The following is a 26,669-nucleotide window of genomic DNA, read 5'->3' as shown; positions in this document are numbered from 1 at the left end:
TTGAAAATCAAATGATTACCTTTGCATTTCGAAATATTTTTTGGATTTAAATCTTATAAAGAATTTTCTTTCAATACCTGTTTCGAATCCCAAATTCACTATTTACCAATAACCTAACAAGAAATTACTATGGAAACATCTGTAACTATGGAAATCAAAGACAACACATTTGCACGCCAATTCGAAACTGTCATCCCTGAAGGAATGTTAGCAGTTGAGTATCAATTTCAAGAAAAGAAAATCTTTTTAACCAAAATCAACAAGCCTGATTCATTCGAGAACGAAGAAACAATCAACACTTTACTTAAAAATATATTAGATTTAAGTTCTGAAAAAAATTACAGAGTAGTTCCTATTCACCCAAAGATTGTTTCGTTTTTCAAAAAGAACCCTAAATACAAAGAACTGCTTCCTCCAGGAATTAGAATTTAAAAATATCCTATAATTCGGAGCCACAATCCTCCAATTACCATATAGATTAAGAGCATAACCAAACCGGTTATAAGCCCTTTGACCCACCAGCTCTTTAGGTCAACGTAACCGCTCCCGAAAAATACGGGTGCTGGACCGTGACCATAATGAGTTAAAGTTCCGTAAAGAGATCCGACAAAACCAAGCATAAACGCTAGCAACAACCCCGGAATTCCAAGCGAAACACCAACACCAAGTAAAGCTGCGTACATTGCTGCAACGTGCGCAGTGGCACTTGCGAAAAGATAATGGCTAAAGAAATACACTAATATAATAATTGGAAAAGCCATTTGCCAGCTTAATCCGCCAATTTGCGCTTTTACCAAATCACTGAACCATGCTATAAAACCTAATTCGTTTAGCGAACTCGCCATCATAACCAAAACAGAAAACCAAACAATAGTATCCCAAGCTCCTTTTTCTGATTTAACATCTTCCCAAGTCAAAACTGAAGTTAAAAGTAAAATTACCAATCCGATAAAAGCCGTTGTTGTTGCATCAATAGAAAATAAATCTCCCGTCATCCAAAGGAAAAGCAGAATGAAAAATGTCAACAGCATCATCCATTCATCTCTTGTTATCGCTCCCATTTCTTTCAATTTCTGCGTTGCAATCTGCGGAGCGTCTCCCGTTTTCTTTAATTCTGGCGGATAAATTTTATACAGCACAAACGGAATTACAATAAAAGCACACAAACCCGGAACAATCGCCGCCGCCGCCCATGACATCCAGCTAATTTTTATGCCTAAATTCAAAGCAAACTTCTGACACATCGGATTACTTGCCGTTCCTGTTAAAAACATAGAAGAGGCAATCAAATTCATATTATAACTATTCAAAGTTAAATATGCCCCTAATTTCCTATGCGTTTCAGGCTTGTCTGGCATTGAACCAAAACTCATCGACATTGATTTCATAATCGGATAAACGATTCCTCCTCCTCTAGCAGTATTACTTGGAACTGCTGGCGCTAAAACCAAATCTGCCAATCCTAAACCATAAGCTAGCCCTAAAGAACTTTTTCCAAATATTTTTATGAATAAAAAAGCAATCCTATTTCCTAGACCTGTTTTTATAAATCCTCTTGCTATAAAGAATGAAATTCCGATCAGCCAAATTACCTTATCACCAAATCCTTTTAATGCTAATGTGATTGATTTTCCAGGATCTCCAGGTGCCAAAACCTGAGACATTGCTGTTAAAGCAATTGCAATCATACACATTGTTCCCATTGGAGCCGCTTTTAAGATGATTCCTAAAATCGTAGCTACGAAAATGGCAAATAAATGCCAAGCTTCTGTCACAACACCTTCTGGAGCAGGAATAAACCAAATGGCAACTAAAACTGCCAACGTAATTAGGGTCTGAGGAATTTTTACTTCTTTCATAAAAACAAAAATTAAGTGAATTAAATTCTGAGCTGTAACTGAATTAAAAATAAATTATCGTTGTAGGTTGATGTATCTGGGATACTTTTATCAAATCTGTCAATTTCAAATCCCATTTCGATACGGCCTGTATACGATTTTCCGAATTCTAAACTAATCATTGGCGTGTAAGTGGTACGCACGTTTGAATTGATTTTATAACTAGGATCGAAAATTTCGTAACGACACGACAATTCAAGCGCTGTGAGTTTTTGATAATTTACGGTATATCTAAGGTTCGGCAAGAAATAAATGCCTCGCATTTGATAATCGGCAACATTATCTGTTCGGCTTTCAACCGGCAAAGAATAATATAAATTATGGTTTGTTCCCTGCTTGTATTCTATCTGCAAATCAAAACTAAGCTTGTCGGTCATTTGAAACTCGCTAGTAATATCGGCTCCAACTGCAAAGACATCTTCTTTAAAAACTTTTCCGAATCCACCGTTTAAACCAAGGTTTATTTTATGTTCTTTTGACAAACCAAAAACCCATCTTGAAGAATATTGTTTTCCGTTGTCTTTATCCATTTCTACATTTTTCCCATTTCCATTTAAAACCGAAACAGCATAATTCACTGGAATTTTCCCAATATCAAAAGCTCCCGTTGCCGATGCACCAATCTGAAAACTTGTCCATCCATTTTTTCCAAACTCATAATATTGGTTCGAAAAATCAAAAGACTTAATAATATCTACTGGAACAAGCTCCTCAATACCAAAGGCAGGTCGAAACTGCCCTCCTGTTAGAGCAATATATTTATTGAAAGTATATTTTCCGTAGGCATTTTCAAGAACTTTACCTTTTGTATCCGATTTAAAATCTGCAAGATTCACCAGAATTACGATTTCTGTTGTCTCGCTTAGTTTGGTATTTAAACCAACACGCATTCTTTTTATATCAAAAGAACTTTGTGTTGCATCTCCCGTTGAATGCTGAGTTCCTAAAACATCTACATTATCGCCAAAACTTTCCAAATATCTGGCTTGGAGAAGTCCTTTCAATTGAAACTGCGGATATTTTACTTCTTCATTTTCTTTTTTATCAGCTCCTTGATTTACATCTCCTTGATTTACATCTCCTTGATTTACATCTCCTTGGGCGTAGAAAAAAATTGGCGTTATAAAAAAAAGGAAAAAAAATGGCGATAGTAGACTTTTACTCATAGGCTTAAATTAAATGAAACAGTAATGCTTATATAATGATTTAAAAATCAGCGTTCTATTCTTGATCAAAAAACTTAATTACTTATAGTCAACACGAAATGGGAATACTAAAGTAACAAAAAAAGATATTTTATGTAAAAAAAATTGCATTAAAATACTGTTATAAAATATTACAACAAAAAAAAGGCATAAGTAATGAAACTTATGCCCTTTAAAAATTATATTGAAAAAATACTATTTCTCGATCTCTCTCATAGAATCCATTTTCTTGTGTGCTAAGAAACCAGCAACATCTTCAAAATGCTCTTTAACTCTTTTATTCCCGAATTCAAAAACTTTAGTTGCTAATCCGTCAAGGAAATCACGGTCGTGAGAAACCAGAATCAAAGTTCCGTCGAAATCACGTAAGGCATCTTTAATGATGTCTTTGGTTTTCATATCCAAGTGATTCGAAGGCTCATCTAGAATTAATAAGTTAACCGGCTCCAACAATAATTTAATCATTGCCAAACGGGTTTTTTCTCCTCCAGAAAGCACTTTTACTTTTTTAGTAATATCATCACCTTGAAACATAAAAGCTCCTAAAATATTTTTGATTTGTGTTCTGATATCACCAACAGCAATACTATCGATTGTTTCAAAAATGGTAGCATTTTCATCTAACAAAGCAGCTTGATTTTGAGCAAAATATCCGATTTGCGCATTATGACCAATTTCTACGCTTCCAGAATCAACGCCGATTTCTTTCATAATCGCTTTAATCATCGTCGATTTTCCTTCACCATTTTTTCCGACAAAAGCAACTTTTTGCCCACGCTCGATTACAATATTTGCATCTTTAAACACTACATGGTCTCCGTAAGCTTTAGACATTTCTTTTACAATAACAGGATATTGCCCAGAACGTGCTGCTGGCGGGAATTTTAATCTTAAAGCTGATGTATCAACTTCATCAACCTGAACAATTTCCAATTTTTCAAGCATTTTTACACGAGACTGAACTGCATCTGTTTTAGAGAATGTTCCTTTGAAACGGTCAATAAAAGCACGATTTTCTGCAATCATTTTTTGTTGCTCATCATATGCTTTTTGCTGGTGAATTCTACGATCTTTTCTTAATTCTAAATAATGAGTATATTTTGCCTTATAATCATAAATTCTTCCCATTGTAACCTCAATAGTACGATTGGTGATGTTATCAACAAAAGCTCTATCGTGCGAGATTACCACTACGGCTTTAGCTTGATTTAGCAAAAATTCTTCTAACCACTGAATACTCTCAATATCCATATGATTCGTTGGCTCATCTAACAAAATCAAGTCAGGCTTTCTTAATAGAATTTTAGCCAACTCAATACGCATTCTCCATCCTCCTGAAAATTCAGAAGTTTGACGACCGAAATCTTCACGTTCAAAACCTAAACCAACCAAAATTTTCTCAACTTCAGCTTCGTAATTTACTTCTTCAATTGCATAAAATTTTTCACTTAAGTCAGAAACTCTTTCGATCAATTTCATATATTCGTCACTTTCGTAATCAGTACGAACTGTTAACTGCTCATTGATCTCATCGATTTCAGCTTTCATTGTAAAAATTTCACTAAAAGCTTTTGATGCTTCTTCCATAACCGTTGCACCGTCTTCAGTAAGCAAATGCTGTGGCAAGTAAGCGATTACAGCTTCTTTTGGAGCAGAGATACTTCCAGTTGAAGGTTTGTTTACACCAGCAATTATCTTTAAAAGTGTCGATTTTCCCGCACCATTTTTACCCATTAGGGCAATTTTATCATTTTCATTTATAGCAAAAGAAACATCGCTAAAAAGTGTAGTTCCGCCAAACTGAACCGAAATATCGTTAACTGTAATCATTTGTGTTTGTTAATTTGTTTAATCGGTTAATCGTTTATCCGACTACCCATTTTTTTTTCGTGCTGCAAAGATAGATTAATTAGATAATTAGGCAATTTGAAAATTAGATAATTATGAAAATGTATCGTCTACATAATTTACTAATCCAATAATGCTCTAATCGTAAGAACTAAACCCCAATCGTTTTTTTAATATTTTGAAATTTTAGTCTTAACTTGTACTATAATTTTAAAAATCAGCGAAATATGAAAACGAAATTAAAACTGACTATCTGTTTAATTACGGGATTACTATTTGCACTTACTGCAAATGCACAAAAAACCGTAATTAAAAAAGAAGCTTTACCAGGCAATGCACAAACATTCTTAAAAACCCATTTTGGATCTAAGAAACCGAGCTATATACTAGAAGACAAAGAAATTCTTTCTACAGAATACAAGGTTCAATTTAGCAATCAAATCGAAATTGAATTTGACAAAAAAGGAAATTGGAAAGAAGTGGATGCTAAAACCGGAAAAGTTCCAAAATCTATCATCCCTAAAAAAATTGCTTCTTACATAAAAGAAAATTTCCCTAAAGAAGACATAACCAAAATAGAAATTGGTTCTTCTGGCTATGAAACAAAACTAACAAATGGTTTAGAATTAAAATTCAACTTAAAAGGCGATTTTATTAAGATTGATAAGTAAGTTTTAGCCACAGATTAAAGGATTAAAAAGATTAAAATAATATCTATGAAAATCTTATTAATCTGTGGCTAAAAAAAATATAACCCGACAGGTTTTAAAAAACTGTCGGGTTATAAAAATTATCTCATTATCGAATTGACTAATTCACTAATTAATCTTTTCTCCATTTTTTAGTTTCTTCGAAAATATGCTCCATAATTGCAACTTCCGTTGCATCGAATTCTATATTTCTTCTACTCATCACCAACCTTGCCGTTTCAAAAGCCTTTTTGGTTACATAAGTTGTAAAACCCGCTGCTCCACCCCAAGAAAAACTAGGAACAAAATTACGAGGAAATCCCGAACCAAAAATATTAGCACTTACACCAACAACAGTTCCTGTATTAAACATCGTATTGATTCCGCATTTACTATGATCTCCCATCATTAAACCACAAAACTGAAGTCCGGTTTTAGCAAAACCTTCTGTTTCATAACTCCATAATTTTACTTCTTCGTAATTGTTTTTTAGGTTTGAGTTATTAGAATCTGCTCCAATATTACACCATTCACCTAAAACAGAATCACCTAAAAATCCTTCATGCCCTTTATTTGAATTCGCAAAAAGAACTGAGTTTTTAACTTCTCCGCCTATTCTCGATCCCGGCCCAACAGTTGTTGCCCCATAAACCTTAGCCGACATTTTTACCATGGCATTTTCGCACAAAGCAAATGGTCCGCGAATTACAGTTCCTTCCATAATTTCGGTATTCTTACCTATATATATAGGACCGGTCGATGCATTTAAAGTTACAAACTCCAATTTTGCTCCTTCCTCAATAAAAATATTCTCTGGAGCAATTACATTTACGCTTTTAGGAATCGGCTGAGATGTACGATCTTCAGTCAGATATTTAAAATCCTGACGAATCGCAGCATCATTTTTAGAGAAAATATCCCAAGTATGTTCAATTGTTATACAATCTTCGTTGTATTGAATAATCTCATAAGAATCAAAATCGACTTCTTCTTGGTTTTCGTTTGCAAAAAATGCAATTACATCTTCACCTTTAAAGATTGCTTGGTTTTCTGTTAAATTAGAAACCATCTCGGCAAGAGTATCATTTGGCAAATACGCTGCGTTGATCATGATGTTTTCTTCCATTTCAACCATCGGGAATTTTTCAGACAAATATTCTTCGGTTATCGTAGTAATTGTCGAACCAAGATATTTTTCCCACTTCTGGCGAATTGTCATAATTCCGACCAAAATATCAGCCACTGGTCTTGTAAAAGTAAAGGGTAATAAAGCATTCCGAACGGGACCGTCGAAAAGAATGTAGTTCATAAATAATTGAGTGTTTGTTAAAATTTGATTTGGTTACCTGGCTTCAAAGTTACAAATATTTTACCGGTTTAGTAAAAAACCATTTTAACGAAAAGTAATATTTAACGCATAAAAAAAGCCTCCCAGAATTGGAAGGCTTTTGTATAATGTAAAACAGCTATTATTTTTTAGCGTGTTTAGCGTATTTAGTTTTGAATTTATCAATACGTCCTGCAGTATCGATAAGTTTAGATTTACCAGTATAAAAAGGGTGAGATGTTCTAGAAATCTCCATTTTTACAACTGGATACTCAACTCCGTCAACTTCAATTGTTTCTTTTGTATCTGCAGTAGATTTAGTGATAAAAACGTCATCATTAGACATGTCTTTAAATGCAACTAATCTGTAATTTTCTGGGTGAACTCCTTTTTTCATCTTGTCTTTTTATTTATTGTTAATAGAGCATCTTCATTTTGAAGCTTTTTCATGGTTAGAAAAAGGTATAAACAAACAATACTCTTTTTTGTTTAAAAATTTAATTATTTTTGAGTGTGCAAATTTACAATTCTTTTTTAATAAACAAACAGTTAGCTTATTTTTTTTTAGTTTATTTCGAAAAGCTTTTTTTATATTCGATTATAGTGGGAATTACTATATTTGTGGATTAATTTTAAACCTATCAAAATATGATTAATGAAGTTATAAAAAAGAACGGCGTTACTTACGGAATCATCTTAGGAATTATTCTGGCATTAATTACAGCAACTATCTATGCCGTAGATTTAAAATTATTTGTTTCAGGCTGGATTGGCGGTTTAACTTTTGTTATTTATGTAGTAATTGGAATCCTATTACTTACCAAAACAAAAAAAGATATTAATGGTTTTTTCTCTTTTAAAGACGCTTTTACAACCTTCTTTATAACTACAATAATTGCTCTGGCAATTTCTACTTTGTTCAGCATCCTATTATTTAATGTAATTGATCCTGAAGCAAAAACAACTATAAGCGAATTATTGGTTAAATACATGGCTGAAACATTGCAGAAATTTGGAACTCCAGCCGCTAAAATAAATGAAGCATTAGCTAAAATGAAAGAAAACAATCCTTTCTCAACTGTTGAACAATTAAAAGCTCTTATTTTCAGTATTATTGGCTATTCAATCTTAGGATTAATTTTAGCAGCATTTTTTAAAAGCAAATCTACACAAGAATAAAAATATAAATGAATTTATCTATACTTATACCGCTTCTAAACGAGGAGGAATCACTTAAAGAACTCTACACATGGATCATTAAAGTGATGCAGTCTAACAATTACTCTTATGAAATCATTTTTGTAGATGATGGTAGTACAGATAATTCTTGGCAGATTATTGAAGGTTTCTCTAACGAAAATCCAAATGTAAAAGGGATTCGTTTCATGAAAAACTTTGGAAAATCTCAAGCTTTACATGCTGGTTTTGCAAAAGCAAAAGGTGATGTTATTATTACCATGGATGCCGACTTGCAAGACAGTCCGGACGAAATTCCTGAATTGTATGAAATGATTACAGCTCAGAAATTCGATTTGGTTTCTGGATGGAAAAAGAAACGTTACGATTCTGTTGTGGCCAAAAATCTTCCTTCAAAATTATTTAACTGGGCGGCTAGAAAAACTTCTGGCGTTGAGCTAAACGATTTTAACTGCGGATTGAAAGCATACAAAAACGTCGTAGTAAAAAACATCGAAGTTTCTGGCGAAATGCACCGCTATATTCCGGTTTTGGCTAAAAATGCTGGATTTGGAAAAATTGGCGAAAAAGTAGTAATTCATCAAGCTAGAAAATATGGTGAAACAAAATTCGGAATGGAACGTTTTATAAACGGTTTCCTAGATTTGATCACGATTTGGTTTTTATCAAGATTCGGAAAAAGACCAATGCACTTGTTTGGCGCAATGGGCTCTTTAATGTTTATTATTGGATTTTTAGCGGCTGGATACATTGGCGTTTCTAAACTATACCATATGTATACTGGAATGAAATATAGCTTGGTTACAAACAACCCATGGTTTTATATTGCTTTAACTACCATGATTCTTGGCACTCAACTATTTTTAGCAGGTTTCTTAGGAGAAATTATTCTAAGAACAAAAAGCAATGAAGCGAGATATAAAGTAGCACGAGAGGTTAATTTTTAGAACAATATTACAGTCTTTAAAATATTTTTAATTAAGGCATGAAATTATTGCATAAAGTACCATTGAACCTTAATAAAAATTTATTTTTAAATAAAACATAAAACGAAATTAAAATGAATATAGCACCAAATATACTAAACGCAGTCAATGAATGGTTAACACCAACATTTGATCAAGAAACGCAAGCTGCCGTTAAGGAATTAATGACAACTTCTCCAAAAGAACTAGAAGAGAGCTTTTACAAAAACTTAGAGTTTGGAACTGGAGGAATGCGTGGCGTTATGGGTGTTGGCGATAACAGAATCAATAAATACACACTTGGAAAAAACACTCAGGGACTATCTGATTATATGCATCAAGTTTTTCCAAACGAGCCTTTAAAAGTAGCTATTGCTTATGACTGTCGTCATAACAGTAATACGTTAGCAAAAGTTGTGGCTGATGTTTTTTCTGCAAACGGAATCCAAGTTTATTTATTCTCTGATTTGAGACCAACTCCAGAATTGTCTTTTGCACTTAAATATTTAAAATGTCAGTGCGGAATTGTCTTAACAGCATCTCACAATCCGCCAGAATACAACGGTTATAAAGTATATTGGCAAGATGGGGGACAAATTGTTCCTCCGCAAGACAAAGAAATTGTAAATGTGATTGAAAGTTTAGGTTATGACAAAATAAAATTTAACGCAAACGAAAGTTTGATTCAGTACATTGATACAGAACTTGACAAAGCATTTATAAAATCGTCTATCGAAAACGCAAGTTTTAATACTCCGGCTGAAGCCAAAGACAATCTTCATATTGTTTTTACTTCATTGCACGGAACTTCTATAAAATCTATTCCAGACGTTTTATCTCAGGCTGGATACAAAAATGTACATATTGTTCCTGAGCAAGCTGTACCAGATGGAAATTTCCCAACAGTAAAATCTCCAAACCCAGAAGAACCAGAAGCTTTAACAATGGCTTTAGCTCTAGCAGATAAAACAAATTCTGACATTGTAGTAGGAACAGATCCTGATTGCGACCGTTTAGGAGTTGCTGTTCGTAACAATGACGGTAAAATGATTCTATTGAACGGAAACCAAACTATGGTTTTAATGACTTCTTTCTTATTGAAACAATGGAAAAAAGCAGGTAAACTTAACGGAAAACAATTCGTTGGTTCTACAATTGTTTCAACTCCAATGATGATGGAATTGGCAACGAGCTACGGTGTTGAGTGCAAAGTTGGATTGACAGGATTCAAATGGATTGCAAAAATGATCAAAGATTTTCCTGAACTAGAATTTATTGGAGGAGGTGAAGAAAGTTTCGGATTTATGGTTGGCGACGCTGTTAGAGATAAAGATGCTGTTGCCGCTACCTTATTAATTTGCGAAGTTGCTGCTCAAGCAAAAGCAGCAGGAAGTTCTGTTTATAAAGAACTTTTACAACTTTATGTTGAAAATGGTTTCTACAAAGAATTCTTAGTTTCTTTAACTAAAAAAGGAATGGAAGGTTTACAGGAAATCAACCAAATGATGGTCGATTTACGCGAAAATCCTTTGAAAGAAATTAACGGACAACGTGTAATTATGGTTGAGGATTATCAATCGTCTATTGCTTTAAACTTATTAGACGGTTCAGAATCAACAATGGATATCCCGAAATCGAATGTATTGATTTATTACACAGAAGACGGTTCTAAAATTTGTGCAAGACCAAGCGGAACTGAACCAAAAATCAAATTCTATATCAGCGTAAATGCAGAAATCGAATCGGTTTCTGATTTTGATGAAGCGGAAAGTTTCTTAGATCAGAAAATTCAAAACATTATTGCAGACATGCAGTTGAATTAAATAAACCTTTTTTGAAAGTATTGCCATTTGCAAATAGTCTTTAAAAACAAGGAGTCAAATATTAAAACTCTGATTTGCATTTCTTAGAAGATGCAAAATCAGAGTTTTTTTTTTATAAAAAAAACTAAAAAGAAATTGAAAACAATCCAATTGAATTAATTTTGTGGAGTAAAAATTCACTAGCCAAAACTCAAACAACCATAACCAAGCAAAAAAATAACATCCAAAAATAAATGAGTAATTTCAAAAAAATAGTTCCTTTTATATACCCGTATAAAAGATACGCATTCTTAAATATCTTTTTCAATATTTTATATGCGCTTTTCAGTACACTTTCATTCATTGCCTTAATACCAATGCTTCAAGTTTTATTTGACAAAACCAAAGAAAACTATGATAAACCATTATACACAGGAATTTTGGATATTAAAGAATATGGAGAAAATTACCTAAGCTACTACATTACAACTTCAAAAGGAACTCACGAAGCTGGATATGTGCTATCTATAATGGTTGCCATAATCATCTCCATCTTTTTATTAAAAAACTTAGCTGATTATTTAGCAATGTTTTTCATCAATTTCTTGAGAAACGGTGTTTTAAAAGACATGCGAAATGCTTTGTACAAAAAAACACTAGAACTTCCTTTGGCTTTTTATTCTGAAAAAAGAAAAGGAGATGTAATTTCCAGAATCTCTGCTGACGTAAATGAAGTCCAAAACTCCTTTTTAGCAATCTTAGAGCTCATCGTAAAAGAACCTTTAACGATTATCTTTACGATCATCGCTATGCTTGTCATAAGCGCTAAACTGACTTTGTTTGTTTTTATTTTTATTCCTGTTTCTGGATATATCATTTCGTTGATTGGAAAACAGCTTAAAAAGCAATCTACCAAAGCTCAAGAAGAACAAGGAAAATTTCTTTCTACTATCGAAGAAACAATTGGCGGACTGAAAGTTGTAAAAGGATACAATTCTGAAAACTACTTTAATAAAGTTTTTCAAAGCTCTACAGAACGCTTCTTTACATTATCAAATAGTATTGGAAACCGTCAGAACTTAGCTTCACCAGCAAGTGAATTTATGGGAATCACAGTTATTGCCATTTTACTTTGGTACGGTGGTCAGATGGTTTTGATTGATAAAACTTTAGAAGGCGCTGCATTTATTGCTTATATGGGATTGGCGTATAATATTCTAACTCCTGCAAAAGCAATCTCTAAAGCTTCTTACGGAGTAAAAAGAGGAAATGCCGCTGCAGAACGTGTTCTTGAAATCTTAGAACAAGAAAATACTATTGTTTCTAAAGAAAACGCAGTAGAAAAGACAACTTTTGATGATAATATCAATGTTCAAAATGTCAATTTCAAATATGAAGAAGAAACCGTTTTAAAAGACTTTTCTCTTCAAATTAAAAAAGGACAAACTGTTGCATTAGTTGGTCAATCTGGAAGTGGAAAAAGTACTATTGCCAATTTATTGACTCGTTTTTACGATGTAAACGACGGCTCTATTTCTATTGACGGAATCAACATTAAAGACATGAATCTGCAATCACTTAGAAGTTTAATGGGACTAGTTACGCAAGACAGTATTTTATTTAATGACACCATAAAAGCCAATATTTCTTTAGGCAAACTAGATGCAACTGACGACGAAATTATTGAAGCTCTTAAAATTGCTAATGCTTATGAGTTTGTAAAAGATCTTCCGCAAGGAATCTACACCAATATCGGAGATAGCGGAAATAAGCTTTCTGGAGGACAAAAACAGCGTTTATCTATTGCAAGAGCAGTATTGAAGAACCCACCGATTATGATTTTAGATGAAGCAACATCGGCATTGGATACAGAAAGCGAAAAATTTGTTCAGGTTGCGCTTGAAAACATGATGCAAAACAGAACTTCGATTGTAATTGCACACCGTCTTTCTACGATTCAAAAAGCAGATGTGATTGTGGTAATGCAAAAAGGAAAAATCGTTGAACAGGGAACTCACGAAGAACTGATTGCTCACAACGGAACTTACAATAAATTGGTTACCATGCAGTCTTTCGAATCGTAAGATTTTCACACAACCAAATAATCTAACACAGATTAAGGAAATATTAAAACTCAGTTTAATTTTCTTTAATCTGTGTTTATTTTTATAACTTTAGGATAGTTAACGATTGAAACTAAATTCTTTCAGAAAATGTATCTTAACAACCCCAACATAAAACTTCCTGACGATCCCGATACTATTGTTTGGAAATATCTAGACCTATCCAAATTTCTTGATTTATTGCTTTCGAAGAAACTTTTTATGTCGCGTTCAGACAAGTTTGAAGACCAATATGAAGGTACTTTTAGCGAACCGACTTATGAAGAAATTAAAAAACTTGCCGCAGATAATCCCGAATTTTTAAATTACTACAAAACGCATCGCGAAAAAGTAGCCATTAGCAGTTGGCATATTAACGAATATGAATCTTTTGCCATGTGGCAGATTTTTACCAAAAATAAAGAAGGTTTAGCTATTCAGTCTACTATTAGAAGACTTCAGAAAGCTGTGAGACCTGAAAACAATTTTGACCAGTACATTGGCGAAGTAAATTACATTGACTACAAAAAAGAATATATTCCGTTTGATGATTTATTCTTTCCGTTTTTATTCAAAAGAAAGAGTTTTCAATACGAAAGAGAAGTCCGTATTCTGAGTGACACTTCAAAAAGTGACATCAAATTAAACGACGGATTAAAGATCAACGTCGACATCAATCAATTAATTGAAAAAATATACATTCATCCAAAATCTGAAAACTGGTATAAAAAGCTGGTAATAGAATTGGTAGAACGTCTAGGTTTTGGTTTCGAAATTGAAAAATCAGACTTGGAAAGTGATATATTGATATGAAGTTGCTAAGATACTGAGACGCTAAGATTCTAAGTTTTTTCACCACAGATTAAAAGGATTAGAATGATTTTTTTTAGTTTCTGATTATGTTCTGTTGGAACATTTCATTGGTGCAAAATTATACCGTTACAGTTATTTTACGTTCCGTAGAAACGTCTGATTTCGATATATTTTTTCAACAATGCAACGCATCAAACGTTCCTATGGAATGACGATTCAATGTATAAAAATGGCAAACGCTGTCTTCATTAATGAAAACAATTTAAAAAAGAGAGGCTGTTTCAATAAGTTGAAACAGCCTCTCTTTTTTATAAAAATCTTTTTAATCCTTCTAATCTGTGGCGAAAAAACTTAGAATCTTAGCATCTCAGAACCTTAGCAGCTTAGATCGGTTTATAATTCTTCACTTCCCATTTTTTAGAAGATAAATCTATATAATTATAATGAAGAACATCATTTTTATCAAACTGTCCGTTTTGATTTGTATCTTCAATAGTTCTAAAATACAAACGGTTTTTAGATTCGATTAAGCTCCAATCTACCAGCTCTTGAAGGTCTGCTGAAACTTTCGTGAAATTTTCTCCGCTGATGTCACTTAAGTATAATGTTTTGATATCACTAGTGTCTATTTTACCATCTTTATTGGTATCTGAATCTGTTAGCGTATAAACCATTACATTATTATGCGTTCTGTCTGCAACCGTTTTCAAATAAGTTGCTGTTAAAATCAAAACTGGTTTATCAGACAAAGGTCTAATAGAATCTGAATCTACTTTTTGGAATTTCAAATTCTGAAGATATCCTGTAATTTCATATTCGCCTAAATTAGAAATCGTAAAACTTACATCGTTTACACTAGAAGAACCAAATCTAGCTTTAGATCCTCTTTCAAAAACTCTTAAATCTCCAACCGGATGAATTAAATAACTAGTTCCTTCCATTTGAATTGGCAAATCGGCGATTTCAATTTGAGTTGTATCGGCTTTAGTAACACTTACTTTATTTGAAGCACCATAACTTACTTTGGGTTTTTGAACTTCTTCTCGGCAACTGATTACTGTTCCGACAAGTATTAAGGCGATATATTTAAAATACTTTTTCATCTACAATGATTATATACGATTATCAAATATACTATTTTTGATTGTAATTTTTGTTTTTATTGAATTTTACTGAACAATTACGAAGCAGATTACAACCTCGCATTTATCTTAACGTTAAAAACCCTCGAAGTCATATAATTTGGAATCGCATATTGATTTTTTGAATACACATCACGAACCCAAGTATTTGTAATCGCATTTTGATTATTGAAAAGATTGAAAATTTCCAACCCGACAGCTAACTCTTTAAAGTTTTTAAGCCAGCCTTTTTTTGTGTTTTGTGTACTTGCGTCTACAAAAACTTTTGCAAAACCAATATCTGCTCTTCTGTAATCGTTTAATCGGTTTTGATACAAATACGGGTCAGTATATGCAGGCGCGCCTCCTGGCAATCCGGTATTATAAACTAAATTCAAATACACTTTTACACTTGGAATATTCGGCATATAGTCTTGAAACAGCATCGCAAATTTCAAACGCTGATCTGTCGGACGTGCAATGTAGCCTTTGTTTTCGTAATTTTCTTCGGTTTTCATATACCCAAAGCTTACCCAAGACTCTGTTCCTGGCACAAATTCTCCATTTAATCTAAAATCAAGACCTTGCGCATAAGCTTTTGCATTATTATTGGCAACGTAACGAATTCGAACATTATCAATCGAATATACATTTACATCAGTAAGCGATTTATAATAAAGTTCTGTCACCCATTTAAAAGGACGATTCCACATTTTAAAATTATAATCATTTCCTAAAACCACATGAATGGCTTCCTGAGCTTTCACATTCGGATTCACAACACCATTTAAATCTCGTAATTCTCTGTAAAACGGCGGCTGATGATACAATCCGCCCGAAATCCTGAAAACCATATCTCGATCCCAATCTGGTTTTATGGCAAATTGCGCACGCGGACTTACTACAAACTGTGTTTTTCCTTCTTCTAAAGCCCCTGCAACATTCCAGCCTTGAAAACGCGCTCCCAAATGATACCAGATCTGACTCGAACCAATTTCTGACTGCTTGTTCCATTGTGCATAACCCGAGAATCTATTAATGGTATTAAAATTGGTCGCTCGGATATTTTGATATGGTAGAAGCGGTCCTGTATAAGGCGTGTATGGCTGATTGTTTTTTGGAAGAACTACCAAAGGCGGATTAATAGAAAATCCTGCCGAATCAATAACTTCCCACTCTACTACTCGATCTCGAATAGATTCTCTAGTATATTTTAACCCAAATTCTAGCTGGCTTTCTTTCCAGTCTTTAATTCCTTTCAATTCAATATTTGCAATTAAAGCATCCAGATCGTTTCGGGCGTGGTTTAGTTGAGAACCTATTCCACGAGTAAAATCAACTGCGGATGTGTTTTCTGGATCTTCAGCATTTACATTTCCTAAACGATATTGTGCCAAAATATCAAAATGTTCTTGTTCTGTGGTATGAAATAACGAACCAATTAATTTTAGAGTAAGCGAAGGCGAAGCTTTATAAGTCGTTTTTAAAGCTCCGAAATATGTGTTATACTGATCTTTTTCTTGCCCTTCATAACAAACCGCAAGCGCCATTGGCTGATCTGCTGTTCCAAAATTTGTCTGACGAACCAAAGGCTCATACAAATATTTGTTCTGAGAAATATTTCCTAAAAAGCTCATTTGCCATTTTTCAGAAATATCATAATTTATATTCGTCTGAATATCTGCAAAAGTCGGTTTGTAATTCGTCTCTGTATCTTGACTATTTACTAAAAGGCTATTATTTCTGTAACGGACTCCAGTTACAGCAGACCATTTTTTATTTTTAGAAACTAAGTCGACCGCAGCACTTCCTCCTAAAAAACTTGCTTCAAAGGCAGCACCAAACTGAGTTGGCTTTCGATAGGCAATATCTAAAACAGAAGATAATTTATCTCCAAACTTCGCTTGAAATCCGCCAGCAGAAAATTCAACATTTTGAACCAAATCGGTATTGGTAAAACTTAAACCTTCCTGTTGTCCTGAACGAATTAAAAACGGACGATATACTTCTACTTCATTTACATAGACTAGATTTTCGTCGTAATTACCACCACGAACCATGTATTGTGTGCTTAATTCATTGTTGGAATTTACACCGGGAAGTGTTTTTAGAATATTTTCAATTCCGGCATTGGCACCTGGAATCTTCTTTATGGTTTCGGTATCTACCGATGTAATTCCCTGAACTCGCTTTCTATTTCCAGAAGAAACAAAAACTTCGCCCATTTGTTCTTCAGAATTACTCATAATAGGATTAAAAACAAAAACTTCATTTGTTTTTAAACTAACCGTTAAACTCATCATTTTTAAAGAAACGTGAGTAAAAATCAGAGAGACCTTTTTGTTTGACGGAATTTCAATTTCATAAAATCCATTTGCATCAGATTGCACAGAAGTTTCCTGCGAAGAAATATTTACGCCCCCAACAGGATGTTTTTCTGCATCTAGAATCAGCCCTTTCACGCGAGCATTTTGAGCTAAAGCAATACAGCTGAAAAATAAAAAAAGAAAAGCGAATGTAAACCTGTTGTAACTCAAAGATTTTGGGTTTTATTTTTGTTGACTTCTAAAAAAACGAGTTTCAAAGATAGTAGTATTTCCTACATTATCAACAACTTCAACTTTTAATACGTTTTCACCTTCTGCCAAATATTGATCATCAAAAGTATGAGTGATTCTTCTCGCTTTATTTTCGTATTCAAATAAAACCCAGCTTCCGTTTAAATATCCGTTATAAGATTTTATTCCGGATAAAGAATCACTTATCGTTAAATCAATTTTCTTTTGATCGCTAATCCATTTTCCTTCAATTGGTTTTGCAATTTTAACAACTGGCAGAATCGTATCGAGAACCAAACCGTAAGTGCCCAATGTTTTTGCTTTCGCAGTAAAAACATCACCTTTTCTGATTGTTCCATTATAACTTGTCCACTTTCCGATATAAAGTTTATCTCGTAAAGATTCTGGATAAGTATCATCTTTTATAGTAATTGTAAAATTAGAATGCGCAGGAACTGTATCATCATGAATAAAAATTTTGTTATTTCTCACATCAAAATTCATATTGAAGTCATCGTAAAAAGTGCCTGCAGGAAAGAAAACCGACATATTATCTTTCTCAAAATTGGCATCTCTATTATATTTTATAAAATACTTCCCGTTAACTGACTCTGACTCCACAAGAGGTGTTGCAGCATCAAACTCAATCGGAACTGTAACCGAATTTAAATTTCCAAAATAATCCGAAACTTCAATTTTGTAATTTGAAGTTAAATTAGGCTCTGCTTTTACAATACCTCGAAGTGAATCGGTTTTAATAATACTTAAAGCAAAAGGCGTTTTCATAAAAAGTTTCTGCACACGCTGTCCCGATTTTTTATAACGAGGATAATCAATCAAAGCATTGATGTAGCGCATTTCATCAAAAGAATAGGTATTAAATTGATAATTATAATTCTGATTTCCATTTAAGAAAGTCGAAACATTAAAAACTCCATTTCTATTATGTGAAACATCATCAGTATCAATAGCATTGATTCCGAAACCAATTTTACCGTTTGCTTTAACTTTTGAAGCCAAATAAGTTCCGTCTTTTTGAAGCGCCATATTAACAAATAAAGGTTGTTTAGACTGGTTCACCGTGGCATTATCCAAAGGATAAACGTATAAACTAGATATAGTTGGCTTTTTGGTATCTTTTAAATTTTGGTCAAAGCCAAAGAAAATCGGATTGATAACAAATTCGGTTTTAGTATCACGAATTTCAAAATGAAGATGCGGCCCTTCTGACGAACCCGTATTTCCTGAAAGTCCAATTATATCACCTTTTTTCACAGGAAGTTCGTCCGGTTTTGGAAACATTTCAATTTCATAGGCCTTTTCTTTGTAATGTGTTTTTTTTACATAATCTAAAATTGCCCCAGTTGGCGTTTGCAAATGCCCATAAACAGAAGTATATCCATTTGGATGTGTTATATAAATACATTTTCCGTTTCCAAAAGTCGAAATTTTAATTCGCGAAACATATCCATCTGCAATTGCATGTACCGTCAAACCTTCTCTTTGATTCGTTTTTAAATCAAAACCAGCATGAAAATGATTAGGCCGTAACTCCCCAAAATTACCAGAAAGTTGCATTGGAATATCTAATGGAGGACGGAAATAATCTTTAGGATATTGCGTTTGAGCAAACACAGAATTACAAATTAAAAGGGCAAGTACATATAATCTCATAAACAACATTTTTGCTAAGATAAGCAAAAATAAGCCAATAAAAGCAAGAAAAAAGCTTCAAAACTACAATTAATTGAATTACAATATATTTATCTAAATTAATGCAAAAAAATCGATAAAAAATTGCATTAATAAAAAGGAATATTAACTTTGTAGGATTAAGTAATGAATAGGATGTATAATGAGTGTAATTGCAGAAATAATTGATACTCTTGAATATAAAGTTGAAAAGCTTTTTGAGAAATCAAAAGCCTTTGAACAAAACAATCAAGTATTACGATTAGAACTAGCCAAAGCTGCGCAAATTATCCAGAAACAATCTGAGGAAATGGAAGCTTTGAAGAAGCAAAATGAAACACTTAAGATAGCCAATTCGTTGCTTGGCAGCGACAATAACAAGAGAGAGACAAAGCTTAAAATAAATTCATTAATTCGCGAAATTGATTACTGTATAGCACAACTATCAGATTAACAACATGGACGGAAAGCTTAGAATTAAAATATCAATTGCCGACCGCGTTTACCCACTTACGGTTGAACCGGCTCAGGAAGAAGGACTCAGAAGTGCTTCTAAAAAAATTGATGCTATGATCAAGCAGTTCGAAGAAAATTACGCGGTTCGTGACAAACAAGATGTTCTAGCTATGTGTGCATTACAATTTGCATCGCAGGTAGAACAAAAACAGATTGATAATGCAATCGATGGAGAAGAAACTATCGAAAGAATTAAAAGATTAAATACGCTTTTAGATCAATATCTCGAAAAATAAACGTTCTTTACAGAAACTAAGATACTGCCTACATTAGTTCACATTTGGTAAACTCAACACTAACAATTTAGAATGAGCAAATCGTCGCTACTATAGTATGCCCTCCTTTTGGCTGGGAAACTTGAACAGTGAGTTAGCTCAAAACTTGTCTTTACGAGTTTATACAAGCAATTAATGTAGGCTTTTTTTATATATAAACCCTAACAAACATGGACATCATAACGATCATTATTGGTATTGTAGGTATTGCGGCAGGATTTGCAATAGCTAAAATTATCGAGAAAAGTAATATTTCAAACCTAATTAAAAACGCTAAAAAAGAAGCAGCTTCTATCTTAAAAGACGCTAATTTAGAAGCAGAAAATATCAAAAAAGACAAAATTCTTCAAGCAAAAGAGCGTTTTATCGAACTAAAATCAGAACACGAACAAGTTATTTTAGCACGTGATAAAAAAGTTGCTGAAGTAGAAAAACGCGTGCGCGATAAAGAATCTCAAGTATCTAACGAACTTTCTAAAGCTAAAAAAGTAAACGAAGATTACGAAGCTAAAACAGCTGAATACAACAACAAAATTGAGGTTTTAGACAAAAAACAAGCTGAAGTTGATAAACTTCACAAAAGCCAATTACAGCAATTAGAGGTAATTTCTGGACTTTCTGCTGAAGAAGCAAAAGAACAATTGGTAGAAGGTTTAAAAGCTGAAGCGAAAACAAAAGCAATGTCTCATATTCAAGAAACTATTGAAGAGGCAAAACTTACTGCACAACAGGAAGCTAAAAAAATCATCATCAATACGATTCAAAGGGTTGGAACTGAAGAAGCGGTAGAAAACTGCGTTTCTGTTTTCAACATTGAATCTGACGATGTAAAAGGTAGAATTATCGGTCGTGAAGGCCGTAACATTAGAGCTCTTGAAGCTGCAACTGGAGTTGAAATCATTGTTGATGACACCCCAGAAGCTATTATCCTTTCTTGTTTTGATCCTGTTCGTAGAGAAATTGCTCGTTTGTCTTTACACAAATTAGTAACTGACGGACGTATTCACCCTGCAAGAATCGAAGAAGTTGTGGCTAAAACTGCAAAACAAATCGATGACGAAATTATCGAAGTTGGAAAACGTACTGTAATTGATTTAGGAATTCACGGTTTACACCCAGAATTAATTAAAGTTGTGGGTAGAATGAAATATCGTTCTTCTTACGGACAAAACTTATTACAGCACTCAAGAGAAGTTTCTAAACTTTGCGGTATCATGGCCGCAGAATTAGGACTGAACGTGAAATTGGCAAAAAGAGCTGGTTTATTACACGATATCGGAAAAGTACCAGATACAGAAAGTGATTTACCACACGCACTTTTAGGTATGCAATGGGCAGAGAAATACGGTGAAAAAGAAGAAGTATGCAACGCAATTGGAGCACACCATGATGAGATTGAAATGAAATCATTATTATCTCCAATTATCCAAGTTTGTGATGCTATTTCTGGAGCTAGACCAGGTGCTAGACGTCAGGTTCTTGATTCTTACATCCAGCGTTTGAAAGATCTTGAAGATGTAGCTTACGGATTCAGCGGTGTTAAAAATGCTTATGCAATCCAAGCTGGTAGAGAGCTTCGTGTAATTGTAGAAAGTGAAAAAGTTTCTGATGACAATGCTGCAAACTTATCTTTCGAGATTTCGCAAAAAATCCAAACAGAAATGACTTATCCTGGACAGGTCAAAGTTACAGTTATTAGGGAAACAAGAGCTGTAAACATTGCTAAATAATCTCAGGAAACATCAATAAAAAATAAAGGCTGTCAAAATTGACAGCCTTTATTTTTTATAATCTATTTACGTTTTACATATCATTAAAAACAATTTTAAAACTTGTTCCTACTCCTACTTCACTTTCTACTTCAACAGTTCCTTTCATCGCTTCAATTTGATTTCTTGTAATATACAATCCTATGCCTCGTGCCTCTTCATGTTTATGAAAGGTTTTGTACATTCCAAACAATAAATCTCCATAAACTTTCAAATCGATTCCCAGGCCATTATCTGTAATTTTAAGCGATTTATAACCTTCCGGTTCAATTGCGAAATCAAATGTTATTATCGGGTCACGATCTGGATGCGCATATTTAATTGCGTTTGTTGTAAAATTCAGCAAAACACTTTCCATATAAGCCGGATTAAAATTAATGGTTAAATACTTCGGAACATTATTTACAATTGTGACTTTACGCTGTTTATCATAACCTTTAATTGTCGAAATAGTTTTCTCAATATACTCACAAAGCTTTAATGGCACAACTGCTATATTAATATTACTCTGCGTTTTTACAATTTGAGTAAGATTTAAAATAGTTTCATTCAGATCGTTGGAAACAGCACGCAAATATTCAAGCATTTCTGTTACCGTCTGCTTATTAACATCAGCATCAATAAGATCTAAAATCGATTTTATATTTCCAGCCTGTGTGTTTAGGTTATGAGAAACAATATGCGAAAAATTCAATAAACGGCTATTTTGATCACTATACAATTTCATTGTTTTCATGAGCTCCAACTCTTTTTCTTTCTGAGCTGAAACATCTGTATGCGTTCCAATTACACGTAAAGGTTTTCCATTTTCGTCGCGTTTAATAACTTTTCCACGATCCAAAATCCATTTATAATTACCGCTAGAAGTCATTACACGATGGTAATTTTCGTAAAACGGAATTTTATTATCAAAATGCTCATGAATATCTGAATAATATTTTGGAAGATCGTCTGGATGCACAATTTTATCCCAACGCTCAGGATCATCAAAAATATCAGCTGATTCTAATTCTAAAATTTTAAGCGATAATGAAGAGTAAAAAACGCTATTGGTCACCATATCCCAATCCCAAATTCCAGCAGTAGAAGCATCGAGAGCAAATTGAAAACGTTCTTCAGAAATCCTAAGCTTTTCTTCTTTATCTTTTAATTCAGTAATATCTGAAACGTGACCATAAAAAATAACATTTCCATTTGCTGCAAATTCTGTTTTTGCAGAAACCTTAAACCAACGAATTCCTTTATTAGGAAGAGTTGCTCTAAACTCAATTTCCCAAGGTTTTATTTCTTTTCTAGCTTTGACTAAAGACTGAAAAAAAGGCTCACGATCTTGTGGTAAGATTCGATCGTAAACTATAAACTTGATATCATTATTAAAATCTGCTGCTGAAAGCTCAAATATTTCATCTGCTGATTTACTTACAAGAGGAAAGGTGTAATTGTTATCAGCATCAATAACAAACTGAAAAAGTAGGTCAGGCATTTCGGCCAACAACTTTTTGTAAAAATTATTTACCTCTAAGCAATCGTCATTTCCATATAAATCAAAAACCATACACTACTTTTTTATGTAAATAAGATATTCAGAACTTATTCGGAAAAGCAGAACAAACCACAAGGTTTTACTGCTTTTATTCTATTTCAAGATAAATTTTAACACAATATATAAATTTCCAAAATAAAAAACGCACAATACAGTAAAAAATTATTTTCTAGGATGAAAACTATGCATTACTTCTTTTAGAAAACGGCGATCTAAATGCACATAAATTTCTGTTGTTGTAATCGATTCATGCCCAAGCATTAACTGAATTGATCTTAAATCTGCACCATTTTCAAGTAAATGTGTCGCAAAAGAATGCCGTAATGTATGTGGACTTATACTTTTCTTGAGTCCCATTTTTTGCGCAAGATCTTTAATGATAGTAAAAACCATAGCACGAGTTAACTGATTTCCTCTACGATTTAAGAATAAAGTATCTTCAGCCCCTTTTTTGATATTAAGATTTGAACGAACCGCATTTCTATATATATCAATATATTTTTGAGTTAGCGAACCTATCGGAACAAATCTTTCTTTATTTCCTTTACCCGTAATTTTAATAAAACCTTCATCAAAAAAAAGATCTGAAATTTTAAGTGAGATTAATTCAGATACACGCAAACCGCAACCATATAGAGTTTCAAGCATTGCTCTATTTCGTTCGCCCTCATTAGTACTTAAATCGATTGTCTCAATCAGGCGATCAATTTCCTCGAGCGATAAAGTATCGGGCAATTTACGGCCCGTTTTGGGTGCTTCTATCAATTCTAAAGGATTGTCATTTCTATAATCTTCAAAAACCAGATAATTAAAGAAACTTTTTAGGCCAGAGATAATCCTAGCCTGCGACCTTGGATTTACCTCTTTAGCTACTGAATAAATAAACTGCTGTAATGTTTCATCAGAAATTTTTATTGGAGAAACATCGATCTGATTGGTTTCCAGAAAAAGACATAAACGCTCGATATCAAAGCCATAGTTTTCTATTGTATTTTTAGACAAACCCCTCTCAATCCTCAAGTATGACTGATAATCTTTTATATATCTGTTCCAATTCATATCTACAAAGTAAGTGATTTTTTGGCATAAAAAAACCTTCCAAATTTGAGGAAGGTTATAAGCTACATAAGAAATTTAAAACTTGTAATTAAATCCTAGATTTAAAGAAGAAACTGTATATTCATCTGCAATTCCTTTATAAGCCGCAAACAATTCAATCTTTTTTGTTTGATAACCAAACTTTGGCTGATATAAAACGCCTCGATCCAGATCTCCATAAACATTAATAGCAAATCCTAAATCTGCACCAAGAAACCAATTCTCTGACAATGAATATTGCGCTGTTCCCGCTACTGGCACAAAATTCTGATTTGTAGTTCTTTGCATTCTTCCAAATTGCCCTATATATGTTTTACTCGTATACATTGTGTAGCCACTTGTTACTCCCGCGCTAAATTTATCGTTAATACTCCAAAGATAAGCGACATCGATGCCTAAATTCATATCGAATAAATCATAAGATTTACCAATTGGAAGACCAACGTGAGCTCCTACTTTAAAATGGTTGTCTTGAGCATTCACAAATGCAAATACCATACATGCAAACAAAGATAAAAGAATTCTTTTCATTTTTATTCTGGATTAAATTTGTCGCGAAAATATAAAAATATACTTACATAGAATAGTCTTTATTTTGTGACAAAAATCTATAAATAAAAAGCCTTTCACAATGGAAAGGCTTTTTGGAAATATTTATAAAAATGGATTTATAAATTAGAACTTATATCCTAAAGAAATCTGGAAATTACCATTTTTAGCACTGTCATAATAGTCATCTGAATTATCAACATCCTTGTCAGAAATAGGAGACAAACCAATAGTATAACGAAGACCTACAAAGAAATTTTCAGTAAAATCATAACCAGCTCCTAAATTAAACCCTAAATCTGTTGATCTTGTATAATCTTTAAAGTCTTCTCCATCTGCTTTAGCAGATAGTAAAATACCAAGTTGTGGACCAGCTTCTACACTAAATTTCTTGTCAACAATGTAATATTTTGCTAATACTGGAATGTTTAAATAATTCAATTTTAAGTCTCCATCAGTTCCAAAAGGTCCATCAAATTTAGCTCCTTGAGCAGAGAATAAAAGCTCTGGCTGAATAAAAAACTTTTCAACAACATGGATTTCGGCTAAACCACCTACATGAAATCCTACTAATGATTTAGTATTATCTACGTCTCCTCCAACAATACTTGAAATATTAAGACCTCCTTTTACTCCAAATCTTGTTGACTGTGCATTTGTAAATGCAAAAGCCATAATTGCAATGGCAGATAAAATAATTTTTTTCATTCTAATTTGTTTTGGGTTAAATTAATGAGTCAAATATAAAAATATTCTTCATAAATGTATATTAGGAATTTAACAAATAAAATAGTAACTAACGTACTCATTGTTAAAAAAACATGAATTAGCTGAAAATTTAAAATTAAGTAAAAAACAAAAGTCTTTCCATATCTGGAAAGACTCTCAAAAAAACACCATTAACTAAATATTTTAGAAGTGTAATGCGAAACCGATATTTAATTGGAAAACACTCTTATAATAATCATCATTTAATGAGATATTATAACGCACTCCTGGTTCAACAGAAACATTTTTTCCAATAAACCATGCATAACCTCCTTGTAAACCTAAATAAGAAGGATTTTCATCAGCCCCTTTGTAACTTACACCATTATAAGAAGCTTCAACAGGAAATTTATTAGCAATGTAATATTTTGCTCCGATTTTGTAAGCAAAAGTACTGTCGTCATGTCCCGAATCTCCATAACCTAAACCAACTTTTACTGCTAGATCATCAGCTACAAAATATCCTCCTTCTGCACCAATGTTCCATTGAGTTTCACCATCAGATGATGCTAAACCAAAACTAGTACTTCCAACACCAGCACCAAAACCAGTATTCGCCTCAATTAACCACTTTCCTTTTGCTGTTTGTTCCTGAGCATTTGCCCATCCGAAAGTCAATACTGCAATAGCAGCTAAAACAATTTTTTTCATAATTTTTAAAATATTATTTGATTAATATTTAACAAAACCAAGATTAGACTTACAAAAAATACTCCGCAATAAGTTTAAAAAGCATTAAAATAAGGCAAAAACAAACTCGACAAAGAGCAATTGAAAATCAAATATTTAAAAGAAAAAAAGGCATTTTCGAAACAACAAAAAGCAATTTGAGTGGGAATTTTAGTAATTATTTAATCCAAATTATAATGCAATAAAATCCTAAATATGTAGTTTTGAACTTTAAATAACATTTTAAAATACCAATTTTTAAAAA

At 33.0% G+C, this 26,669-nt stretch carries 23 protein-coding genes; 10 read left to right on the top strand and 13 right to left on the bottom strand.

Annotated elements, in window-relative coordinates; genetic code table 11:
• The first annotated feature begins 129 nt into the window (after positions 1-129).
• On the top strand, positions 130-432 hold the full coding sequence (locus JI750_RS19490; protein ID WP_236673106.1) for a GNAT family N-acetyltransferase: 303 nt from the start codon (positions 130-132) through the stop codon (positions 430-432).
• On the opposite strand, the gene JI750_RS19485 is transcribed toward JI750_RS19490, so the two are convergent.
• The 3 genes from JI750_RS19485 to JI750_RS19475 all read right to left on the bottom strand — a co-directional run bounded on the left by JI750_RS19485 (position 429) and on the right by JI750_RS19475 (position 4,933).
• Positions 429-1,859 (bottom strand): anion permease, encoded by a 1,431-nt coding sequence (locus tag JI750_RS19485; protein WP_202006076.1) that lies wholly within the window; start codon positions 1,857-1,859, stop codon positions 429-431. The two genes, JI750_RS19490 and JI750_RS19485, sit on opposite strands and share 4 nt — an antisense overlap.
• 20 nt (positions 1,860-1,879) lie before the next feature.
• Positions 1,880-3,064: a porin gene (locus JI750_RS19480; protein ID WP_202006074.1), complete on the bottom strand. Its 1,185-nt coding sequence runs from the start codon at positions 3,062-3,064 to the stop codon at positions 1,880-1,882.
• 234 nt (positions 3,065-3,298) lie between these two features.
• Positions 3,299-4,933, bottom strand: coding sequence for an ABC-F family ATP-binding cassette domain-containing protein (locus JI750_RS19475; RefSeq protein ID WP_202006072.1), 1,635 nt, complete (start codon positions 4,931-4,933; stop codon positions 3,299-3,301).
• Between the two features lie 245 nt (positions 4,934-5,178).
• On the opposite strand from JI750_RS19475, the gene JI750_RS19470 reads away from it, so the two are divergent.
• Entirely contained in the window at positions 5,179-5,622 is a 444-nt protein-coding gene (locus JI750_RS19470; RefSeq protein ID WP_202006070.1) for a PepSY-like domain-containing protein, read from the top strand.
• 151 nt (positions 5,623-5,773) lie between these two features.
• Here the strand turns inward: JI750_RS19470 and JI750_RS19465 are convergent, their stop codons facing one another.
• Positions 5,774-6,949, bottom strand: a complete 1,176-nt coding sequence (locus tag JI750_RS19465; protein ID WP_202006068.1) for a GlmU family protein — start codon at positions 6,947-6,949, stop codon at positions 5,774-5,776.
• A 160-nt stretch (positions 6,950-7,109) separates the two neighbouring features.
• A complete protein-coding gene (locus tag JI750_RS19460; protein ID WP_007804523.1) occupies positions 7,110-7,364 on the bottom strand; it encodes a type B 50S ribosomal protein L31 in 255 nt (84 codons plus the stop codon).
• Positions 7,365-7,615: 251 nt separating this feature from the next.
• On the opposite strand from JI750_RS19460, the gene JI750_RS19455 reads away from it, so the two are divergent.
• The 5 genes from JI750_RS19455 (at position 7,616) to JI750_RS19435 (ending at position 13,846) form a co-directional block, all read left to right on the top strand.
• On the top strand, positions 7,616-8,146 hold the full coding sequence (locus JI750_RS19455) for a DUF4199 domain-containing protein (RefSeq protein ID WP_202006066.1): 531 nt from the start codon (positions 7,616-7,618) through the stop codon (positions 8,144-8,146).
• Between the two features lie 8 nt (positions 8,147-8,154).
• Positions 8,155-9,111, top strand: coding sequence for a glycosyltransferase family 2 protein (locus JI750_RS19450; RefSeq protein ID WP_202006064.1), 957 nt, complete (start codon positions 8,155-8,157; stop codon positions 9,109-9,111).
• Between the two features lie 113 nt (positions 9,112-9,224).
• A complete protein-coding gene (locus tag JI750_RS19445; RefSeq protein ID WP_202006062.1) occupies positions 9,225-10,952 on the top strand; it encodes a phospho-sugar mutase in 1,728 nt (575 codons plus the stop codon).
• A gap of 233 nt (positions 10,953-11,185) precedes the next feature.
• Positions 11,186-13,015, top strand: a complete 1,830-nt coding sequence (locus JI750_RS19440) for an ABC transporter ATP-binding protein (protein WP_202006060.1) — start codon at positions 11,186-11,188, stop codon at positions 13,013-13,015.
• Between the two features lie 129 nt (positions 13,016-13,144).
• Positions 13,145-13,846, top strand: a complete 702-nt coding sequence (locus JI750_RS19435) for a hypothetical protein (RefSeq protein WP_202006058.1) — start codon at positions 13,145-13,147, stop codon at positions 13,844-13,846.
• Positions 13,847-14,229: 383 nt separating this feature from the next.
• Here the strand turns inward: JI750_RS19435 and JI750_RS19430 are convergent, their stop codons facing one another.
• The 3 genes from JI750_RS19430 to JI750_RS19420 all read right to left on the bottom strand — a co-directional run bounded on the left by JI750_RS19430 (position 14,230) and on the right by JI750_RS19420 (position 19,199).
• Positions 14,230-14,949 (bottom strand): CREC-EF hand family protein, encoded by a 720-nt coding sequence (locus JI750_RS19430; protein WP_202006056.1) that lies wholly within the window; start codon positions 14,947-14,949, stop codon positions 14,230-14,232.
• Between the two features lie 89 nt (positions 14,950-15,038).
• On the bottom strand, positions 15,039-17,504 hold the full coding sequence (locus JI750_RS19425) for a TonB-dependent receptor (RefSeq protein WP_202006054.1): 2,466 nt from the start codon (positions 17,502-17,504) through the stop codon (positions 15,039-15,041).
• Positions 17,505-17,516: 12 nt separating this feature from the next.
• Positions 17,517-19,199, bottom strand: coding sequence for a M23 family metallopeptidase (locus tag JI750_RS19420; protein ID WP_202006052.1), 1,683 nt, complete (start codon positions 19,197-19,199; stop codon positions 17,517-17,519).
• A gap of 181 nt (positions 19,200-19,380) precedes the next feature.
• Between JI750_RS19420 and JI750_RS19415 the strand changes: the two genes are divergently transcribed.
• The 3 genes from JI750_RS19415 (at position 19,381) to rny (ending at position 21,738) form a co-directional block, all read left to right on the top strand.
• Positions 19,381-19,671 (top strand): hypothetical protein, encoded by a 291-nt coding sequence (locus JI750_RS19415; RefSeq protein ID WP_008464802.1) that lies wholly within the window; start codon positions 19,381-19,383, stop codon positions 19,669-19,671.
• Positions 19,672-19,675: 4 nt separating this feature from the next.
• Positions 19,676-19,969, top strand: coding sequence for a cell division protein ZapA (locus tag JI750_RS19410; RefSeq protein ID WP_202006050.1), 294 nt, complete (start codon positions 19,676-19,678; stop codon positions 19,967-19,969).
• Between the two features lie 209 nt (positions 19,970-20,178).
• The gene (rny, locus tag JI750_RS19405; protein WP_202006048.1) at positions 20,179-21,738 is read left to right on the top strand and encodes a ribonuclease Y; all 1,560 of its coding nucleotides are present in this window, start codon (positions 20,179-20,181) and stop codon (positions 21,736-21,738) included.
• A 73-nt stretch (positions 21,739-21,811) separates the two neighbouring features.
• Here rny and JI750_RS19400 read toward each other — a convergent pair whose 3' ends face one another.
• The 5 genes from JI750_RS19400 to JI750_RS19380 all read right to left on the bottom strand — a co-directional run bounded on the left by JI750_RS19400 (position 21,812) and on the right by JI750_RS19380 (position 26,386).
• Positions 21,812-23,332 carry a PAS domain-containing sensor histidine kinase gene (locus tag JI750_RS19400; RefSeq protein ID WP_202006047.1) on the bottom strand — a complete coding sequence of 507 codons (1,521 nt, stop codon included), beginning with the start codon at positions 23,330-23,332 and terminating at the stop codon, positions 21,812-21,814.
• Between the two features lie 150 nt (positions 23,333-23,482).
• Entirely contained in the window at positions 23,483-24,379 is an 897-nt protein-coding gene (gene xerD / locus JI750_RS19395; protein ID WP_202006044.1) for a site-specific tyrosine recombinase XerD, read from the bottom strand.
• 75 nt (positions 24,380-24,454) lie between these two features.
• Positions 24,455-24,949, bottom strand: coding sequence for a hypothetical protein (locus tag JI750_RS19390; RefSeq protein ID WP_202006042.1), 495 nt, complete (start codon positions 24,947-24,949; stop codon positions 24,455-24,457).
• A gap of 144 nt (positions 24,950-25,093) precedes the next feature.
• On the bottom strand, positions 25,094-25,675 hold the full coding sequence (locus JI750_RS19385) for a porin family protein (RefSeq protein WP_202006041.1): 582 nt from the start codon (positions 25,673-25,675) through the stop codon (positions 25,094-25,096).
• 204 nt (positions 25,676-25,879) lie between these two features.
• Positions 25,880-26,386, bottom strand: coding sequence for a hypothetical protein (locus JI750_RS19380; RefSeq protein WP_202006039.1), 507 nt, complete (start codon positions 26,384-26,386; stop codon positions 25,880-25,882).
• Between the last annotated feature and the right edge of the window lie 283 nt (positions 26,387-26,669).

Source organism: Flavobacterium tagetis (genome assembly GCF_016735615.1).
Classification (GTDB): domain Bacteria; phylum Bacteroidota; class Bacteroidia; order Flavobacteriales; family Flavobacteriaceae; genus Flavobacterium; species Flavobacterium tagetis.
This window is presented reverse-complemented; position numbering and strand designations above follow the sequence as displayed.

Excerpts from the sequence above, each read along its gene's own strand:
- JI750_RS19385 (WP_202006041.1), bottom strand. The coding sequence starts at position 25,675 with ATGAAAAAAATTATTTTATCTGCCATTGCAATTATGGCTTTTGCATTT.
- JI750_RS19465 (WP_202006068.1), bottom strand. The coding sequence starts at position 6,949 with ATGAACTACATTCTTTTCGACGGTCCCGTTCGGAATGCTTTATTACCC.
- JI750_RS19470 (WP_202006070.1), top strand. The coding sequence starts at position 5,179 with ATGAAAACGAAATTAAAACTGACTATCTGTTTAATTACGGGATTACTA.
- rny (WP_202006048.1), top strand. The coding sequence starts at position 20,179 with ATGGACATCATAACGATCATTATTGGTATTGTAGGTATTGCGGCAGGA.
- JI750_RS19475 (WP_202006072.1), bottom strand. The coding sequence starts at position 4,933 with ATGATTACAGTTAACGATATTTCGGTTCAGTTTGGCGGAACTACACTT.
- JI750_RS19485 (WP_202006076.1), bottom strand. The coding sequence starts at position 1,859 with ATGAAAGAAGTAAAAATTCCTCAGACCCTAATTACGTTGGCAGTTTTA.
- JI750_RS19410 (WP_202006050.1), top strand. The coding sequence starts at position 19,676 with ATGGACGGAAAGCTTAGAATTAAAATATCAATTGCCGACCGCGTTTAC.
- JI750_RS19400 (WP_202006047.1), bottom strand. The coding sequence starts at position 23,332 with ATGGTTTTTGATTTATATGGAAATGACGATTGCTTAGAGGTAAATAAT.
- JI750_RS19430 (WP_202006056.1), bottom strand. The coding sequence starts at position 14,949 with ATGAAAAAGTATTTTAAATATATCGCCTTAATACTTGTCGGAACAGTA.
- JI750_RS19480 (WP_202006074.1), bottom strand. The coding sequence starts at position 3,064 with ATGAGTAAAAGTCTACTATCGCCATTTTTTTTCCTTTTTTTTATAACG.
- JI750_RS19440 (WP_202006060.1), top strand. The coding sequence starts at position 11,186 with ATGAGTAATTTCAAAAAAATAGTTCCTTTTATATACCCGTATAAAAGA.
- JI750_RS19460 (WP_007804523.1), bottom strand. The coding sequence starts at position 7,364 with ATGAAAAAAGGAGTTCACCCAGAAAATTACAGATTAGTTGCATTTAAA.
- JI750_RS19445 (WP_202006062.1), top strand. The coding sequence starts at position 9,225 with ATGAATATAGCACCAAATATACTAAACGCAGTCAATGAATGGTTAACA.
- JI750_RS19490 (WP_236673106.1), top strand. The coding sequence starts at position 130 with ATGGAAACATCTGTAACTATGGAAATCAAAGACAACACATTTGCACGC.
- JI750_RS19455 (WP_202006066.1), top strand. The coding sequence starts at position 7,616 with ATGATTAATGAAGTTATAAAAAAGAACGGCGTTACTTACGGAATCATC.
- JI750_RS19390 (WP_202006042.1), bottom strand. The coding sequence starts at position 24,949 with ATGAAAAGAATTCTTTTATCTTTGTTTGCATGTATGGTATTTGCATTT.
- xerD (WP_202006044.1), bottom strand. The coding sequence starts at position 24,379 with ATGAATTGGAACAGATATATAAAAGATTATCAGTCATACTTGAGGATT.
- JI750_RS19450 (WP_202006064.1), top strand. The coding sequence starts at position 8,155 with ATGAATTTATCTATACTTATACCGCTTCTAAACGAGGAGGAATCACTT.
- JI750_RS19435 (WP_202006058.1), top strand. The coding sequence starts at position 13,145 with ATGTATCTTAACAACCCCAACATAAAACTTCCTGACGATCCCGATACT.
- JI750_RS19380 (WP_202006039.1), bottom strand. The coding sequence starts at position 26,386 with ATGAAAAAAATTGTTTTAGCTGCTATTGCAGTATTGACTTTCGGATGG.
- JI750_RS19415 (WP_008464802.1), top strand. The coding sequence starts at position 19,381 with ATGAGTGTAATTGCAGAAATAATTGATACTCTTGAATATAAAGTTGAA.
- JI750_RS19420 (WP_202006052.1), bottom strand. The coding sequence starts at position 19,199 with ATGAGATTATATGTACTTGCCCTTTTAATTTGTAATTCTGTGTTTGCT.